Raw genomic sequence first — 15,789 nt, 5'->3', positions numbered from 1 at the left:
AGTTATAATGGCGGCTTGACCCCAAATGAATCTGAACGAAGATTTTGGAATACGTACAAGTCCGTGTCCAGTTTTACTTGACCACTACAAGCAGTGAACATCAGGTAAGTGATGGACAACGAGCGCCGCCTTTACGGATAAGTAGCCCCCACCAGTATGGTCTTTGCTGTGGCTAGTTACATCGACGGTTCGTTCTGTTACGACTGCAGCATTACACAAACTGGTACAAGGCGGCGCATAGTGCGCCGATTTTGGCGGAATTAAATACAGTGTCAAAGTTAAGCTTCACTAGAAGTGCTGTGCAAGCTTTTAAATCGGGCCACAAATGTTCCCTACATTTGTTGGCATTTCCACCAATCCATGGCGGTCAGAGATTTAGCTAGTGCCTGAAAGAAAGGGATATATTTACGGTGTCTTGCTAAAGCACAAAAGCAACGCTTCCCACTAGACAGCCTGATTTTTATCCTGCATAAAAGCGTCTACTCTTGGAAACGTGCTTTACCCAGAAGGCGAGTGTTAATTTGTACTTAGCTCTTGCTCTGGACAACTATTACTCAACTCTTACTCAATCCCCTGCAATCTATCGAACGATTTATTCTGTGCGCTTTCATGGCGCTCGATTTGTGAGGTATGTAAATATTGCGAGGTGGTATCGATACTTTCATGGCCTGCATCGGCTTGCACATGAGAGAGCGGCCTGCCATTAATATTGATGTCGTGGGTGATGCCTGTATGGCGAATATTATGAATACTAAGGCTACGCATCTGCTCTGCATCACTTTCAAAGCCATCACGTTCAATACTATTAGCCGCATTTTCAATGATCTTATCGACTTCTTCACGAATTTGACGTATTCCCAGGTTGGCGTTAATCATGCCGGCGTCGCGCCCTCGCCCAGCGGCTTTTTGTCTGACGATTAATGGATGTTGCTCATTGGCTGATGGGTAATCACTTAACTTTAAGTAACGTCGGTAATCTACGAGTGCAGCTAATAATGCTTTAGAGATCGCAACACTGCGACTTTTACCACCTTTACTTTTAGGGATATGAAATCGCCAAATACCGGTTTGGCTGTTGTGCTTAAATTGGCTCATCACTGGTGAATAGCCCGCCCTTGCCGACACTTCTGATACGCGCAGATAACAAGAGTAAATAAGCTTAATTAAAAACAAAGAACGCTGATGAAGATCCGGCTGCTCTTTAGCCAGCTTTTCTACCGTGGTGACAATATAAGACCATTGCAACTCAGTGAACGCCAGTTGATTGTCATCATCGTTATTTAATCGGTACTTTCTGCTTGAAGAGAACCGACTTTTATTAAGCCACATTTGCGCTGGGTTTTTCTCGCAGTAATCTTCGCTCATCAAATAACTAAAGAAACTGGATAAGATCGCCACTTTGGTTTTAAGTGCACTGTCACTGAGAACATAAGGATTGGTCTTGCCGTCGGTTTTACTACCGCGAAATGGTAGCCACGCAGGATTAGGCGCCCTTTCACCTCTGTCTTTATCTTGCTTAAATTGCGCCACGTTAAAATAAGCGACCAGGGCTTGAGGCGGATGCTGGCAATAGTCCACATATAATCCAACTTCTTTGCGGCCGACTTGGCTGACGTTGAGCTGGGCGACATCAAAACACCAATGTAAAAACGTGGTTAATTCACTGCGATAAGCCTTGTAGTTATTTTCATTGTATTTCTGTTCAAACAACCAATCTGTAGCCAGCTCAAAAACCAAACCAGCTTCATCAAGCTTGGCTAGGCTCAATTGGGTGATGTGTTGATTGACGATTGGATTACCAAGCTGAATATAATCGATGGAATCAAACAGAGGAATAACGGGAGGTAATAACATAAGTAGCGTCATAGTAGATCGGTATAACGCTATCTTAATCAGTATGTTTGTAAAACGATATGGCTAAATAAGCCCTTTTGCGAACTTGCTTAATCAGTAAGCTAGAAACCACTCAAGCGTTCTAAATAGCAACAGCTATGACCAATTGACCACATCTATTACACCGCCACACTGACTATTGCATTGTTCTTTGCAGTTCTTGTCGCAATGAATACGCTTTTCACAGCTCCATAAACAAAGTTGCCAAACCGCTTTTTTGGTATCGCTATCAAGACATTTAAAGTCGGCTGCGCAAAGTACGCCTTGCTGAATAAGCTGCGCTATTTTGTCTTCCGATATGCTGATATTTAATTGTCTGGTTGGAGTGGTCATAATACCTCCATGTTCACTGTAACGGACGTAATCACCACAATACACCTAAATGATAATGATTATCAACAACTGTTTTGTGTTTCAATGTCAAATCGTGCACTTAAACAGTTCTACCGATTAACCCACAAGTATTAGCCCGGGTTATCAGCTAAAAAATCAAACGTAGTGAACTTCTCTACCCCGTCAACTTTATAGCTTACAACAGCGCTCCAAACCATGTAACCACTACTACAAGATCCGTAGATCAACTCGGCGTTATAGTCCGTTTCTGTGCTTTGATTTAAATTTACAGGGATAATGCCCATAAACATATCTCGACCCTGTAATTTAACCTTTAAATCACTGACAGCTTTAGAGGTATTAATATCAAGTGTTAAAGGCTTTTCACTCGTTGCTTGCCAAGGGCTTAGGCTTAACTGGATATCAACATCAGCAACAGTTTTGGTGCAAACACCTATTTTAAAATTGCAAAGACTTGTATCAATGGGCTTTGCCGCTGTAACGGCTTGGTTATTTGGTTCACATCCGGGTAAAAATGCAACCAAAACAATGCCAATAACAAAGCTTAATAGTCTTGATTTGTGAGTAACTTGCACGTTAATTAACCTTTTCATCAATTCTTTTAACATTCTATTGAGTACCTTGATCTAGATCAACTTATCAAGGGGGGGTATTCCTATCTTTTTTGATATAGCTCAAGTATCATTGCGATGCCTTGCGTTACTTCATGAAATGTAAGGTTACACATTGACACATTACCCTTGTTTCTATTAGGAGACTTTGGTTTGTCGTCATTTTAACGGGTAGAGCTTGTCTCTACACAACAATAAGTATAAGTAATAAGCAGTGGAAGCAATATGATGAACCATTCCCAGCCTCAAGGCGCTGATTACAACTACACCGTCGTACGCCAATTCGCTTTAACAACCGTGTTATGGGGAATTGTAGGTATGGCAGTAGGTGTACTAATCGCAGCCCAGTTAATCTGGCCGCAGCTAAACTTTGAAACTCCATGGTTAACGTATAGTCGTCTACGACCACTACACACCAATGCCGTGATTTTCGCGTTTGGTACTTCAGCCCTTTTCGCCACATCCTATTATATCGTTCAACGCACCTGTCAAACTCGACTATTTGCACCTAAATTGGCCGCATTTACGTTCTGGGGTTGGCAAGCCATCATTCTATCAGCAGCGATCAGTTTACCGCTTGGTATCACCAGTGGTAAAGAATACGCAGAGCTAGAGTGGCCAATTGATATCGCAATTACCGTTGTATGGGTCTCCTATGCTGTGGTGTTCTTCGGTACTATCGTTAAGCGAACAACCTCCCACATTTATGTGGCAAACTGGTTCTTCGGTGCATTTATTATCACAGTAGCCGTACTTCACATAGTTAACTCTATGGCTGTGCCGTTAACAATGACTAAGTCTTACTCACTATACAGTGGTGCAGTAGATGCCATGGTACAGTGGTGGTATGGTCATAACGCGGTAGGTTTCCTGCTAACTGCAGGTTTCTTAGGTATGATGTACTACTTCGTACCTAAGCAAGCTGGTCGCCCTGTTTATTCGTACCGTCTTTCTATTGTTCACTTCTGGGCACTAATTGCATTGTACATTTGGGCGGGTCCTCACCACCTACACTACACTGCTCTGCCGGACTGGACTCAGTCACTTGGTATGGTGATGTCGTTAATTCTATTCGCTCCTTCTTGGGGTGGTATGATCAACGGTATTATGACCCTTTCAGGTGCATGGCATAAGCTACGTACTGACCCAATCTTGCGTTTCCTTGTTGTTTCATTGTCTTTCTACGGTATGTCTACGTTCGAAGGCCCAATGATGGCAATCAAAACAGTTAACGCTCTTTCTCATTACACTGACTGGACTGTTGGACACGTTCACTCTGGTGCATTGGGCTGGGTTGCTATGGTGTCAATTGGTTCTTTATACCACTTGATCCCAGTACTATTTGGCCATGGCCGCATGTACAGCACAAACCTAATTAACGTTCACTTCTGGTTGGCAACAATCGGTACTGTTCTTTATATCGTTTCAATGTGGATCTCTGGTGTAATGCAGGGTCTTATGTGGCGCGCAGTTAACTCTGACGGTACATTGACTTATAGCTTTGTTGAAAGCTTAGAAGCCTCTTACCCGTTCTACTTTGTTCGTTTCCTAGGTGGTGTGTTCTTCCTTACAGGTATGTTCTTAATGGCATACAACGTGATCCGTACTGTTAAGGCCCCTCAAGATTCTTTGCCAGCGATTGCTGAAGCAAAAGCAGCTTAAGGAGTAGATACGATGAAATTTAATCATGAGATAGTTGAGAAAAACATCGGTCTATTGGGGATCTTTACCGTAATCGCAATCAGCTTTGGTAGCTTGGTTGAGATCACACCCCTTTTATTCCAAGAAGACACGACTGAACCATTAGAAGGTCAGATCCCTTATACAGCTTTGCAAATTGAAGGCCGTGACATCTACGTTCGTGAAGGTTGTTATAACTGTCACAGCCAGATGATCCGTCCATTGCGTGCTGAAACTGAACGTTACGGTCACTATTCTGTAGCCGGTGAGTCAGTTTGGGATCACCCATTCCAGTGGGGCTCTAAGCGTACCGGTCCTGATCTTGCCCGTGTTGGCGGTCGTTACAGCGACAAATGGCATGAAGTTCATTTAATTGATCCTCGCGCCGTTGTACCGCAATCAAATATGCCTGCTTATCCTTGGTTAGCTGAAAATAAGCTAACGGGTGACCTAACTGGTCAAAAGATGGATATCTTGCGTAACCTTCACCCTACACACAAGTTGTATACGGATGAAGAGATTGCTGGCGCTAAAGACGCAGTGAAAGATAAGACAGAGCTAGAAGCTTTGATTGCTTATCTACAATCACTCGGCCACGCGCTTAAATAAGGAGGCAAATTATGGATTACGGCACATTACGTGGAGTGATAACCATAGTTGTAATGGTGACCTTCGTCGGTATATTTGCTTGGGCATATAGCTCGAGTCGAAAAAAGCAATTTGACGATGCTGCTAATTTGGTTTTCTCAGATGAGGAGCCTAGCTCAGTGTCGAACGGCTCAGGAGACAAAAAGTGATGAGTGACTTCTGGAGTGTATGGATTATCGTACTCACGGTAGTGGTAATCATTGGTTGTATTGTTCTACTGCGTGCTTGTTCTCAGAACAACACTGGTGTAGAAGAAGGCGAATCAATGGGCCACACCTTCGACGGTATTGAAGAACTAAACAACCCGCTACCTAAGTGGTGGAGTTACATGTTCTACATTACCATCGTGTTTAGTGTTATTTATTTAGCACTTTACCCAGGTCTTGGTAGCTTTAAAGGCTTTTTAGGCTGGACAAGTTCTAACCAAAGTGTGCGTACTATTGAAGAGTCGAAGCAAGCTGTTATCGACGCTCAAAATGAAGGCCGCTGGGTTCAGTATGACCAAGAAGTTAAGCACGCAGACGAAAAGTTTGGTCCTATCTTCAAGGCTTATGCTGAAACACCGTTAGAAGAGTTAGTTAAGAATGAAGAAGCGCTGAAAGTTGGCGGACGTTTATTCTTACAAAACTGTGCAATGTGTCATGGTAGTGATGCACGTGGTAGCAAGGGCTTCCCTAACCTAACCGACGATGCTTGGTTATATGGTGGTGAGCTAGCGACTATCAAAACATCTATCATGAACGGTCGTCACGGTATGATGCCACCAAAAGGCGGTTTACCGATTGAAGACAGTGAGCTTGAAGGTTTAGCTGAGTATGTTGTTAAGCTATCTGGTCGTGAACACGACGCCGCGCTTGCAGCTCAAGGCCAAGGTTCATTCATGAAAGGCTGTTTTGCTTGTCATGGTATGGACGGCACCGGTAACAAGTTTATGGGTGCACCTAACCTAACTGATAATGCTTGGCTTTACGGCGGAAGTCGTGGTGCTATCATCCAATCAGTTAAGAACGGTCGTACCGGTGTTATGCCTGCATGGAAAGATGTATTAGGTGAAGAAAAAGTTCACGTAATCACAGCTTACGTTTACAGCTTGTCTAACAAATAAACACATACGGTTAACACTGAGTGTTATATTAAGGCCTCGTGATAACGAGGCCTTTTTTTTAAGTGATAACTCACAGCTTTATAGGTAAAATGTCGGTTGTTTTTTCCGATACTGTTACAACTATTTTAATAATTATAGGTGGTTAATAATGTCTACTCCGCAACCCTGGTATAAGCAGTTTTGGCCTTGGTTCCTTATCATATTACCGATGTGCGCTGTGGTCGCTAGTATCAATTTATTTTGGGTAGCTTTTACCAACCAAGACCCATTAGTTACCGAAGATTACTATAAAGAAGGTAAAGGCATTAATATTGACCTGCGTAAAATAAAGCAGGCTAAACAGCTTGGTATGAACTACCTTCTTGAGTTTGACGACAAATATGTTGAGCTGTCTCAACAAGGCGGCGAACAGTACCTTGCAGGATTAAGCATTAGCTTTTACCACCCAACCCTTGAAGAACGCGATTTCTCCCAAATTGTTACCGCTGATGCCAATGGCGTATATCGAATTGATTTAACTCAGACAATTGAAGGCCCATGGGATGTCAGAATTGAAGGCTATGATCAAACTTGGCGCATCCAACAACGCGTCATGTTAAAAGACGACCAACAATACTGGTTAAACTAAACTCATCCCTAACCCGCTTGCAGCCGCGGCGGGTTTCAAACTCTCACTAAAAGAACAACAACCCATGAGTCAAGCAAGCTGCTTTCATTGTAGCGAACCCGTTTTAACTGGTAAGCAATTTACAACCACAATTAACAGCGAAGAACAGCTTATGTGCTGTCCTGGCTGCCAAGCTGTGTCCCAAGCCATTATCGATGCCGGGCTGACTAATTATTATAAGTTCCGTACTGAACCTGGCAGCAAACAAACGGCTTTAGTTCCAGAAGAACTTTCTAATTTTAGTGCTTACGATTTACCCGAGGTTCAGCAAGACTTTATTCAACAACGTGATTCGTTAAATGAAGTATCACTCACCGTTGATGGTATAACCTGCGCAGCTTGTGCGTGGCTTATTGAGCATAAAATCAATAAGCTTGACGGTGTTGCCAAAATTCAAGTTAACTCCACCACTCAGCGTGCATTGATCTCCTGGGACGCTGACAAAATTAAGTTAAGTGAAATTCTTAATCAAATCAGCCAAATTGGTTATCAAGCATCGCCTTTTCAAGTTGACGAGCAAGAAACCAAAAGTAAGAAAGATAGCCGCAAATTTTTACTCAGACTAGGACTTGCTGGTTTTGCCACTATGCAGGTTATGATGTTCGCCCTCGCCCTTTATTCTGGGTATTTTAGTGATCTTGATACTGAATATCGCGACTATTTTCGCTGGGTAAGTATGCTATTTGCTGCGCCAGTTGTGTTCTATTCAGCGCAGCCGTTTTATTTTAGTGCCGTTCGCTCAATACTCATGGGCAGGCTAAACATGGATGTTTCGGTCAGTATCGCCATTTGCGGCGCATATATTGCGAGCTGTATCGAAACCGTCAATGGCACTGGTGAGGTGTATTTTGAATCCGTGTCCATGTTCACGTTCTTTTTATTGCTCGGCCGTTTCTTTGAGCAAAATGCTCGTCAAAAAGCGTCGGTCAGTTCAAGTAATTTACACAAACTCGTGCCGTTAACCGCGCAGCTTAAAACTGAGGATGGTTTTGAGGAAGTTCCCGCAAAACGCCTAGCCATTGGCGATATTATTTTAGTTAAACCCGGAGAAGTGATAGCTGCAGACGGCACAGTGGTAGAAGGCGTTTCCGCTGTAAATGAAGCCATGCTAACAGGTGAGCAGATGCCGCTCGCTAAAGAGCTAGATGCTGAGGTGTTTGCCGGTACAATTAATATTGAGCAGCCTCTTTTAGTTAAAGTCACTGCGTTAGGCCAAGACCAACTTGTGGCAGAAATTATTCGTCTGCAAGAGATAGCATCAAATAACAAACCCAAAATCGCTTTATATGCGGATCGATTTTCAAACTACTTTACTGCCGCTATTTTACTTGTTGCCACGCTAACCTATCTGTTTTGGTACTTTTACTCGCCAGAGGATGCGTTTTGGATCACCTTGTCAGTATTAGTTGCAACCTGCCCTTGCGCCTTAGCCCTTGCTACGCCCACAGCAGTAACATGTGGCACTGCGATTATGACCCGCCTTGGGATCATTACTCGCCGCAGCGGTGTGTTTGAGCGCCTACCAAAAATTCAACATGTTGTATTTGATAAAACCGGCACCCTAACCTTAGGCTCATTATCGATTACCAGCATTGAATTAACCGCAGAGCTTTCTGAGCAACAAGCGTTAAACTACATCGCGGCGTTAGAGGCAGGCTCTTTACACCCTATCGCCAAAGCGTTTAGCCAATATACTGATAGAAGTATTAATGTCACAGAACGCCAGAGCATTGTTGGTAAGGGGTTGTCTGGCGTTATTGATGGCGCTGTTTGTAAGGTGGGTAGTCAGCAGTTTGTGGCAGGTAGCAACAATATTGAAAGCTGCACCACTGTTTGGCTGAGCTGCAATGACATAGTGCAAGCTAGAGTCAGTTTAAATGATGAAGTCCGCCCAGAGACTGCACAAGCTGTTAAGCAACTCAAAAGCATGGGGTGTAAGCTTAGTATTGCCAGCGGCGATAACTCGACTGAAGTGGTGGCGTTAGGGCAGCGTTTAGGGATCAGCGATACCCACCAAGGGCTTTCACCTAAAGGTAAGCTTGAGCTTATCGACCGTTTTCAGCAGCATGGGCAAGTAGCTATGTTTGGCGACGGGATTAACGACGCCCCAGTATTGGCTGGTGCTAACCTATCTGTGGCTATGGGGAGCGGCGCAGCAATTTCAAAAAACAGTGCCGATATTATCTTACTTGGCGACAACCTCTCGCGCTTTGCTGATGCGGTTAATGTTGCTAAGAAGACCGGCCGTATTATCAAACAAAACTTATTCTGGGCGCTAGGATATAATCTATTTATAATCCCATTAGCAGTGTCAGGCCATGTTGCTCCTTATATTGCAGCGCTTGGCATGTCGGCCAGTTCTCTTATTGTTGTTAGCAATAGCTTACGCCTACTAAAGGTTCGTTTATGAGTATTATTTACGTATTGATCCCAATTGCGATGATCTTTGTTTTAGTCGCTGTCGCGATATTCTTTTGGGCGGTAAAGTCAGACCAATTTGATGATCTTGAAAAGCAAAGCGTCTCTATCCTTTTTGAAGATGATGACGCTGAAGTCAAACAAAAGCCCGATAACCAGCAAATGATCAAGGGTGAAAAAGGTGCCGATATCGGCGCAAATAAAGGCGATAACTAGTGGATGATTACAGCTTAGTTGGCGCATTACTGGTAGGTTTGATGGGAGCTGGGCACTGCATTGGTATGTGTGGTGGTCTTGTTGGCGCTTTATCTGCGAATCTGCCCAAACAGCAAAGTGGTAACGTGCTCGTCAATCAACTTAGCTACCTACTCAGTTATAACAGTGGCAGAGTACTCAGTTATTCACTCGCCGGCGCATTGGTCGGCGCAAGTACCAGCGCGCTCGGTTTACTGTTTGATGCCGATCTATATTTGCTTGTCTTACGTTTGTTTGCCGGCGTGATGATGATTATCACAGGTTTGTATATTGCCCAAATTTGGTCCGGCATTGTTCAGATTGAGCGTCTAGGCAAAACGCTATGGCGCTTTATTTCTCCAATCGCGAATCGATTTATCCCAATTAAAAATAAGACCCATGCATTTATCGCCGGCGGCTTATGGGGCTGGTTGCCTTGCGGCTTGGTTTATAGCATGTTGACCTGGTCTGTCGCTGCAGGCAATGCATTGGATGGTGCATTAATCATGTTAGCTTTTGGGGTTGGTACCCTGCCTGCTCTAGTCAGCGCTGGCATAGCTGCAAGTACGTTTAGCCGTTGGGTACAGAAAAAAACCGTTCGAATAATAAGTGGTGTAGCGTTAATTGGGTTTGGAATACAAACCTTGTATATTGCGATTGCGCAGCTTAGCTAGCTCCAAATATCAAATTAGTTTACCATAGTAGGTGAACCATCAAAATTGAGAGAGACAATGTCAGCAGATAACAACAAGAATCGTCGCCAAATGGCTTCAGGATGCGCGATTCATTGTCATGATTGCAGCATGGGCACACTTTGCATTCCGTTTACACTTAACTCTAACGAATTAGATCAATTAGACGAGATCATTGAACGTAAAAAACCCATACAAAAAGGCGAGCCAATCTTTAAATCTGGCGATCCGCTAAAGTCTTTATTTGCAATTCGCTCTGGCACCATCAAAAGTTACACGATTACTGAACAAGGCGATGAACAGATCACTGGTTTTCATCTTGCCGGTGATGTTATCGGTTTTGACGGCATCCATTCACAGTTCCACCAAAGTTTCGCTCAAGCACTTGAAACATCAATGGTATGCGAAATCCCATACACCACGTTAGATGAGCTTACAGGTAAAATGCCTAAGCTTAGACAACAGATTATGCGTTTAATGAGTAACGAAATTCAAAGCGATCAAGAAATGATCCTATTACTCAGCAAAAAGAATGCAGAAGAAAGATTAGCAGCATTTATTAGCAATTTAGCTAAGCGATTTGGCAGCCGTGGTTTTTCGCCTAGAGAATTTAGACTCACAATGACTCGTGGTGACATTGGTAACTATTTAGGTCTCACTGTAGAAACTATCAGTCGCCTACTCGGTCGTTTCCAAAAAGCTGAACTAATTGAAGTAAAAGGTAAATACATTACCATTCTCGATATCGACGCTTTGAGTGCGTTATCTGGAAACAGTAATATTGCTCGATAGGATTATTCGGCAATCAGCTTGATCTAAGACAAGACTATTTCTGGTTTATCGTGCAAGATGAAACTAGACGGTATTAGATAAGGAATAAAGTTATGATGGACTATCAAAAACTCCTTGTGGTTGTCGATCCTACGACAGAAAAACAAGCGGCTCTTGCTAGAGCCGTTGAACTTGCAACAGAGAACCAGGCGGAAATCACGGTATTTTTGTCTATTTTCGACTTCTCTTATGAAATGACCTCTATTCTCTCTGGTCAAGAAAGAGAAGCGATGCGTGAAGGTGTTGTCGCTCAGCGTAAAGCTTGGCTTGCAGATATCGTTCAGCCCTATGCAAAAGATGGGGTCACAATCCACCTCGAAGTCATTTGGCATAATCGCCCATTTGAAAGCATCATTAAATACGCCATTGACGGTGAATTTGATGTGATTGTCAAAGGGACTCATGAACATGACAAATTAAAATCAGTCATCTTCACGCCGACTGATTGGCACTTGATGCGCAAAGCCCCTGTTCCTGTGTTGCTCGTTAAAGAACATGATTGGCCAGTTGCCGGCAAAATTGTTTGTGCAGTCAATGTTAGCGCCGAAGACGAAGCCAACGAATCGTTGAATGGTAAAATTATTTCTCATGCAATGAAGCTAGCTAAGCAATTTGATGCGCAAGTTCATCTCGTGAATGGCTACCCTGGTACCCCAGTTAACCTCGCAATTGAACTACCTGATTTTGATGCGCACACTTATAGCGAAACCATTCGGTTGCAGCATGAAGAGCGGATTAATTATTTAGCAAATGCCTATGGTATTAGTGTTGATAACTGCCATGTAGAAGAAGGTTTACCTGAAGACGTTATCCCAGATCTTGCTGCCAAACTCGATGCTGAGTTAGTCATCTTAGGCACTATTGGCCGTACAGGTTTATCAGCTGCATTAATCGGCAATACCGCTGAACATGTCATTGATAGTATTAATTGTGACTTGTTGGCAATCAAGCCAGATGGCTATAAATCGCCATTAGAAGAGCTCTAACCACTTTATAGGCTTTACCAAAAGCCATTAAGCTGGAATAATACGCGCCCTGAACTATTGTGTACTAGGCGCGTTTTTTTATGTCCGAAGAATTAACTGCAAAACAAGTTACCCGCATGTCGAAACTACAAAAGCGTTTACGCACTGAAGTAGGCCGTGCGATTGGCGATTACAACATGATTGAAGATGGCGATCGTGTGATGTGCTGCTTATCAGGTGGTAAAGATAGCTACGCTATGCTTGATATCTTGTTGAATCTTCAAAAACGTGCGCCTATTAAATTCGAAATTGTTGCGGTTAACCTTGACCAAAAGCAACCAGGCTTTCCTGAAGATATCTTACCTGCGTACTTAGATACTTTAGGTGTGGCTTACCATATCTTGGAAAAAGACACCTACTCTATCGTTAAAGATAAGATCCCAGAAGGCAAAACCACTTGCTCTTTATGTTCACGCCTACGTCGTGGCACCCTTTATGGTTTTGCTCAGAAAATTGGTGCGACTAAGATTGCTCTAGGTCACCACCGTGACGACATTATTGAAACCATGTTCCTTAACATGTTCTTTGCCGGTAAAATGAAAGCCATGCCACCAAAGCTACTATCTGATGATGGTGCTAACATGGTTATTCGTCCACTGGCTTATAGCCGCGAGAAAGACATTGCGGAATATGCAGAGCTTAAAGGTTTCCCTATTATTCCTTGTAACCTTTGTGGTTCTCAAGAAAACCTTAAGCGCGCCGCTGTTAAAGATATGCTTGTGCAATGGGACCTACAACACCCTGGCCGTATTGAAACTATCTTTACCGCTATGCAGAACACTTCACCTTCTCAAGGTGTTGACCGTGAGCAATTTGACTTCTTGTCACTGACACGTGATCCAGATGCGCCTATGAGCGGTCAAGTTGCTGAGTCAGACCTACCAGCGTTTGACTTTGTTGATGTGGCAAATAACGGCCATATTAACCTAGATGCGGCTGCAAGAATTGATGTTGTGAGCACCTATACACCTGAGTAATTGCTTTGCGGTGAGTATAGAAAGCCAATTAATAAAAAGCCCTGCAATGCAGGGCTTTCTTGTATCCGCTTATCTATGATAAAGGTTATTTACTCGTCCATGGACTAATAACTTTAGGCGCAATTGACGTCGTTAAGCTTGTTAGCTTATGCAGTTGACTGCTTTCTACGCGATAAGTGCCATCTACAGGTATTACCTTACCATCAATAGTGACTGTGGCTTCGGTGCCGAACTCTAGGTTTAAACCAGCGATATCTGAAGCAAATAAGCGCATTGGAAAGCCTTGCATCTGACTCAATAATGCATTCATTTCATCGGCAATTTGTACTAACTCTGCTTGAGAATAGCTTTGCTTGGTATTTTTGGCTCTTACCTGCATTGCGATCGCACAGGTTTCAGCATTGCCTTCTACATCAAGGTTTATCAAGGCTCTATCAGACTTTAATTGACCATCATAAGGTAAGAATAAGCGCTGATCTTTTGTAATCGTTAATGGAAACGAATCCTTTTCAGTGGTGATAGTACCACTGTTAACTTTACAACCATTTGCTTTAGAAACCGAAAATGCTAGCTCAACTAATTGATAATTCCCTTTATTTACTTGTTTAAGTCTTTGATAAAATCCCTGGTACTCAAGTGAGATTGGTGCAGCTTGGCTTGCACCAGCAAGCCCGAGTAAAATACAGCTAAACAGCAGTTGTTTTTTCATTGTTATCCACTAAAAATCGTTGGTTTTGGCGTAGCATTTCAAGCAGCTCATCGATATAAGCTTCTTGACGTTCAGAGTAATTAATTAATCCATACACAAGGTCTTGCGCTCTCGGTGTTTTATTTTGTGCGCGTAAGTCGGCACGTATCGAGCGTAATAATGAGTAAGCCGCATTAGAGTTTAGGTTACGCATATAAGACGCCACTGAGTCCTCTACGGTTTTAAATAGAGCAACCTCATGGGATAAGCCTTGAGTTCGTGATTGTGGCACTAAGCCGCAACCTTTTCTAAAGCACCACTGCCCAAAAAAGTTAAGCCCTTCACGAGCAAAGCGAGATGTGCCCCAACCGGTTTCATTTGCGGCTTGAATTAACACCATTTCTTCTGGGATCACATCGACTCGGATCAACAAGGTATCGATATTGCTTATGGTTAAACTTCTCAGTGTGTATTGATATCTTTCTGAGATCTGTTGCAGGCGGTAATCATCCGCTTCTGTTATCTCTTTATCATTGCTAACCTGATTGCGAATACTAATAAGAAAATCACGCTCATCTTGAATAATCGCATTTTGGTGCTTGATCCAAGGTCTAAGAAATTCAAAGAATGCGGTTTTCTTTTCGCTAACAATTTTAATTGCACCGAAGTCCGGTACAACATTCGCAATTTCTGTGTTTATTATGGCTTTACCTAAAGATTGCGCTTTATCATCGCTAGCTGGCACTAAGACTAATCTCACGACTAATATGAGCGCAACGACTAATCCAATAGCTATGGTAAATTGACCAATTTTTCCTGTTTTCACTCATTCTCCTTTAACGAATTAAGTGGGGGCAGTTCATTTAACTAATGCTGGCTATTATATGCTAGCTATCGAAGATAATACATCGCGAAAAATAAGTGTAAATTAGGTATAATCGCCTTCGACTTTTAAAATCCTTTGGGTATTCAGGAAGGAGACCCCTGATAATGAACAAAAACGGGCTTAATCAATACAGTCATGTGGTAGCCATTGGTGGCGGGCATGGCCTAGGTCGAGTACTGTCTGCCCTTTCCTTTCTAGGGCCTAAACTCACAGGGATTGTTACTACAACGGATAATGGCGGCTCAACGGGACGTTTAAGAGCTGAGTCTGATTGTATTGCTTGGGGAGATTTACGTAACTGCTTGACACAATTAGCTAAGCGCCCTTCTGTTGGCTCCTTAATGTTTGAATACCGTTTTGCTGGCGACAGTGAGTTAACCGGTCACAATTTAGGTAATCTAATGCTGATGGCGTTAGATGAGTTATGCGTGCGTCCACTAGATGCAGTAAACCTGGTTCGAAACTTTTTAAACATCGACACGCGTTTGATCCCTATGTCTGAAGAGCCAACACACTTAGTGGCTCTGCAAGCTTGTGGACAAAGTGTTTTTGGTGAAACCAATGTAGATAAAATGCAAGATACGCCAATTGCACTATCTCTTGATCCATTAGTTGAAGCCACAACTGAAGCGTGTGATGCCATTGCAGAAGCAGATTTGATTATTCTCGGGCCAGGTAGTTTTCTAACCAGTATTATGCCGCCATTACTGTTACCTAAAATAGCAACGGCTTTGGCTAATTCAAAGGCTGAAGTGATTTTGATTGAAAACCTGACGAAAGAGCCATCGCCAATTGCGAACTGTAGCTTAAGTCAAAAGGTTAACTGGTGCCATCAAGTATTGGGTCTTAAGATTATTGACCAAATTCTCTGCCATGGAGAAACCTCTTATCAACAAGGTAATATTAGCTATTTCCCACTCCGAAGTAGCCATCATATCGGTCTGCATGATAGACAAGCCCTTGCGGATGCACTGTCTTACATGGTCAGTCAGCAGTTACTGAATACGAGTCACCAAACCGAAAGCTAAATTACGTGACTTGTTAACTTAAGACTTAGCAATAAAAAAGGACCCTGAAGTG

Annotated in this window: 17 protein-coding genes; 12 read left to right on the top strand and 5 right to left on the bottom strand. The window is 43.0% G+C overall.

Annotation, left to right across the window (positions count from 1 at the left end):
* Window positions 1-561: 561 nt before the first annotated feature.
* The 3 genes from L2748_RS09285 to L2748_RS09275 form a co-directional block, all read right to left on the bottom strand.
* A complete protein-coding gene (locus L2748_RS09285; RefSeq protein WP_220781812.1) occupies window positions 562-1,854 on the bottom strand; it encodes a tyrosine-type recombinase/integrase in 1,293 nt (430 codons plus the stop codon).
* Between the two features lie 135 nt (window positions 1,855-1,989).
* The gene (locus tag L2748_RS09280; RefSeq protein WP_220781813.1) at window positions 1,990-2,226 is read right to left on the bottom strand and encodes a hypothetical protein; all 237 of its coding nucleotides are present in this window, start codon (window positions 2,224-2,226) and stop codon (window positions 1,990-1,992) included.
* A 131-nt stretch (window positions 2,227-2,357) separates the two neighbouring features.
* Complete coding sequence (locus L2748_RS09275) at window positions 2,358-2,855, bottom strand: hypothetical protein (RefSeq protein ID WP_220781814.1); 498 nt, start codon at window positions 2,853-2,855, stop codon at window positions 2,358-2,360.
* Between the two features lie 228 nt (window positions 2,856-3,083).
* On the opposite strand from L2748_RS09275, the gene ccoN reads away from it, so the two are divergent.
* The 11 genes from ccoN to ttcA all read left to right on the top strand — a co-directional run bounded on the left by ccoN (window position 3,084) and on the right by ttcA (window position 13,135).
* A complete protein-coding gene (gene ccoN / locus L2748_RS09270; RefSeq protein ID WP_220781815.1) occupies window positions 3,084-4,520 on the top strand; it encodes a cytochrome-c oxidase, cbb3-type subunit I in 1,437 nt (478 codons plus the stop codon).
* A 12-nt stretch (window positions 4,521-4,532) separates the two neighbouring features.
* Window positions 4,533-5,147 (top strand): cytochrome-c oxidase, cbb3-type subunit II, encoded by a 615-nt coding sequence (gene ccoO / locus L2748_RS09265; RefSeq protein ID WP_220781816.1) that lies wholly within the window; start codon window positions 4,533-4,535, stop codon window positions 5,145-5,147.
* Window positions 5,148-5,158: 11 nt separating this feature from the next.
* Window positions 5,159-5,335 (top strand): cbb3-type cytochrome oxidase subunit 3, encoded by a 177-nt coding sequence (locus tag L2748_RS09260; protein ID WP_220781817.1) that lies wholly within the window; start codon window positions 5,159-5,161, stop codon window positions 5,333-5,335.
* Window positions 5,335-6,291, top strand: coding sequence for a cytochrome-c oxidase, cbb3-type subunit III (gene ccoP / locus L2748_RS09255; RefSeq protein WP_220781818.1), 957 nt, complete (start codon window positions 5,335-5,337; stop codon window positions 6,289-6,291). The genes L2748_RS09260 and ccoP overlap by 1 nt, the downstream gene beginning before the upstream one ends.
* Window positions 6,292-6,439: 148 nt before the next feature.
* The gene (locus tag L2748_RS09250; RefSeq protein ID WP_220781819.1) at window positions 6,440-6,919 is read left to right on the top strand and encodes a FixH family protein; all 480 of its coding nucleotides are present in this window, start codon (window positions 6,440-6,442) and stop codon (window positions 6,917-6,919) included.
* A gap of 64 nt (window positions 6,920-6,983) precedes the next feature.
* Entirely contained in the window at window positions 6,984-9,368 is a 2,385-nt protein-coding gene (locus L2748_RS09245) for a heavy metal translocating P-type ATPase (RefSeq protein ID WP_220781820.1), read from the top strand.
* Window positions 9,365-9,592 carry a cbb3-type cytochrome oxidase assembly protein CcoS gene (ccoS, locus tag L2748_RS09240; protein WP_220781821.1) on the top strand — a complete coding sequence of 76 codons (228 nt, stop codon included), beginning with the start codon at window positions 9,365-9,367 and terminating at the stop codon, window positions 9,590-9,592. The genes L2748_RS09245 and ccoS overlap by 4 nt, the downstream gene beginning before the upstream one ends.
* Complete coding sequence (locus L2748_RS09235) at window positions 9,592-10,284, top strand: sulfite exporter TauE/SafE family protein (RefSeq protein WP_220781822.1); 693 nt, start codon at window positions 9,592-9,594, stop codon at window positions 10,282-10,284. Before ccoS ends, L2748_RS09235 begins: the two co-directional genes overlap by 1 nt.
* A gap of 57 nt (window positions 10,285-10,341) precedes the next feature.
* Window positions 10,342-11,094 carry an electron transport transcriptional regulator EtrA gene (etrA, locus tag L2748_RS09230; protein ID WP_220781823.1) on the top strand — a complete coding sequence of 251 codons (753 nt, stop codon included), beginning with the start codon at window positions 10,342-10,344 and terminating at the stop codon, window positions 11,092-11,094.
* A 92-nt stretch (window positions 11,095-11,186) separates the two neighbouring features.
* Complete coding sequence (gene uspE / locus L2748_RS09225; protein WP_220781824.1) at window positions 11,187-12,119, top strand: universal stress protein UspE; 933 nt, start codon at window positions 11,187-11,189, stop codon at window positions 12,117-12,119.
* An 80-nt stretch (window positions 12,120-12,199) separates the two neighbouring features.
* The gene (gene ttcA, locus L2748_RS09220) at window positions 12,200-13,135 is read left to right on the top strand and encodes a tRNA 2-thiocytidine(32) synthetase TtcA (RefSeq protein ID WP_220781825.1); all 936 of its coding nucleotides are present in this window, start codon (window positions 12,200-12,202) and stop codon (window positions 13,133-13,135) included.
* 85 nt (window positions 13,136-13,220) lie between these two features.
* Here ttcA and L2748_RS09215 read toward each other — a convergent pair whose 3' ends face one another.
* Window positions 13,221-13,844 (bottom strand): DUF2987 domain-containing protein, encoded by a 624-nt coding sequence (locus tag L2748_RS09215; protein ID WP_220781826.1) that lies wholly within the window; start codon window positions 13,842-13,844, stop codon window positions 13,221-13,223.
* On the bottom strand, window positions 13,822-14,649 hold the full coding sequence (locus tag L2748_RS09210; RefSeq protein ID WP_220781827.1) for a glucosaminidase domain-containing protein: 828 nt from the start codon (window positions 14,647-14,649) through the stop codon (window positions 13,822-13,824). The genes L2748_RS09215 and L2748_RS09210 overlap by 23 nt, the downstream gene beginning before the upstream one ends.
* Before the next feature lie 164 nt (window positions 14,650-14,813).
* On the opposite strand from L2748_RS09210, the gene yvcK reads away from it, so the two are divergent.
* On the top strand, window positions 14,814-15,737 hold the full coding sequence (yvcK, locus tag L2748_RS09205; protein WP_220781828.1) for a uridine diphosphate-N-acetylglucosamine-binding protein YvcK: 924 nt from the start codon (window positions 14,814-14,816) through the stop codon (window positions 15,735-15,737).
* The last annotated feature ends 52 nt before the right edge of the window (window positions 15,738-15,789 follow it).

Origin of the sequence: Shewanella sairae, assembly GCF_023283535.1 — a bacterium.
Lineage (GTDB): Bacteria > Pseudomonadota > Gammaproteobacteria > Enterobacterales > Shewanellaceae > Shewanella > Shewanella sairae.
The sequence above is the reverse complement of the archived record's forward strand: the minus strand, read 5'-3'. Positions and strand labels throughout refer to the sequence as shown.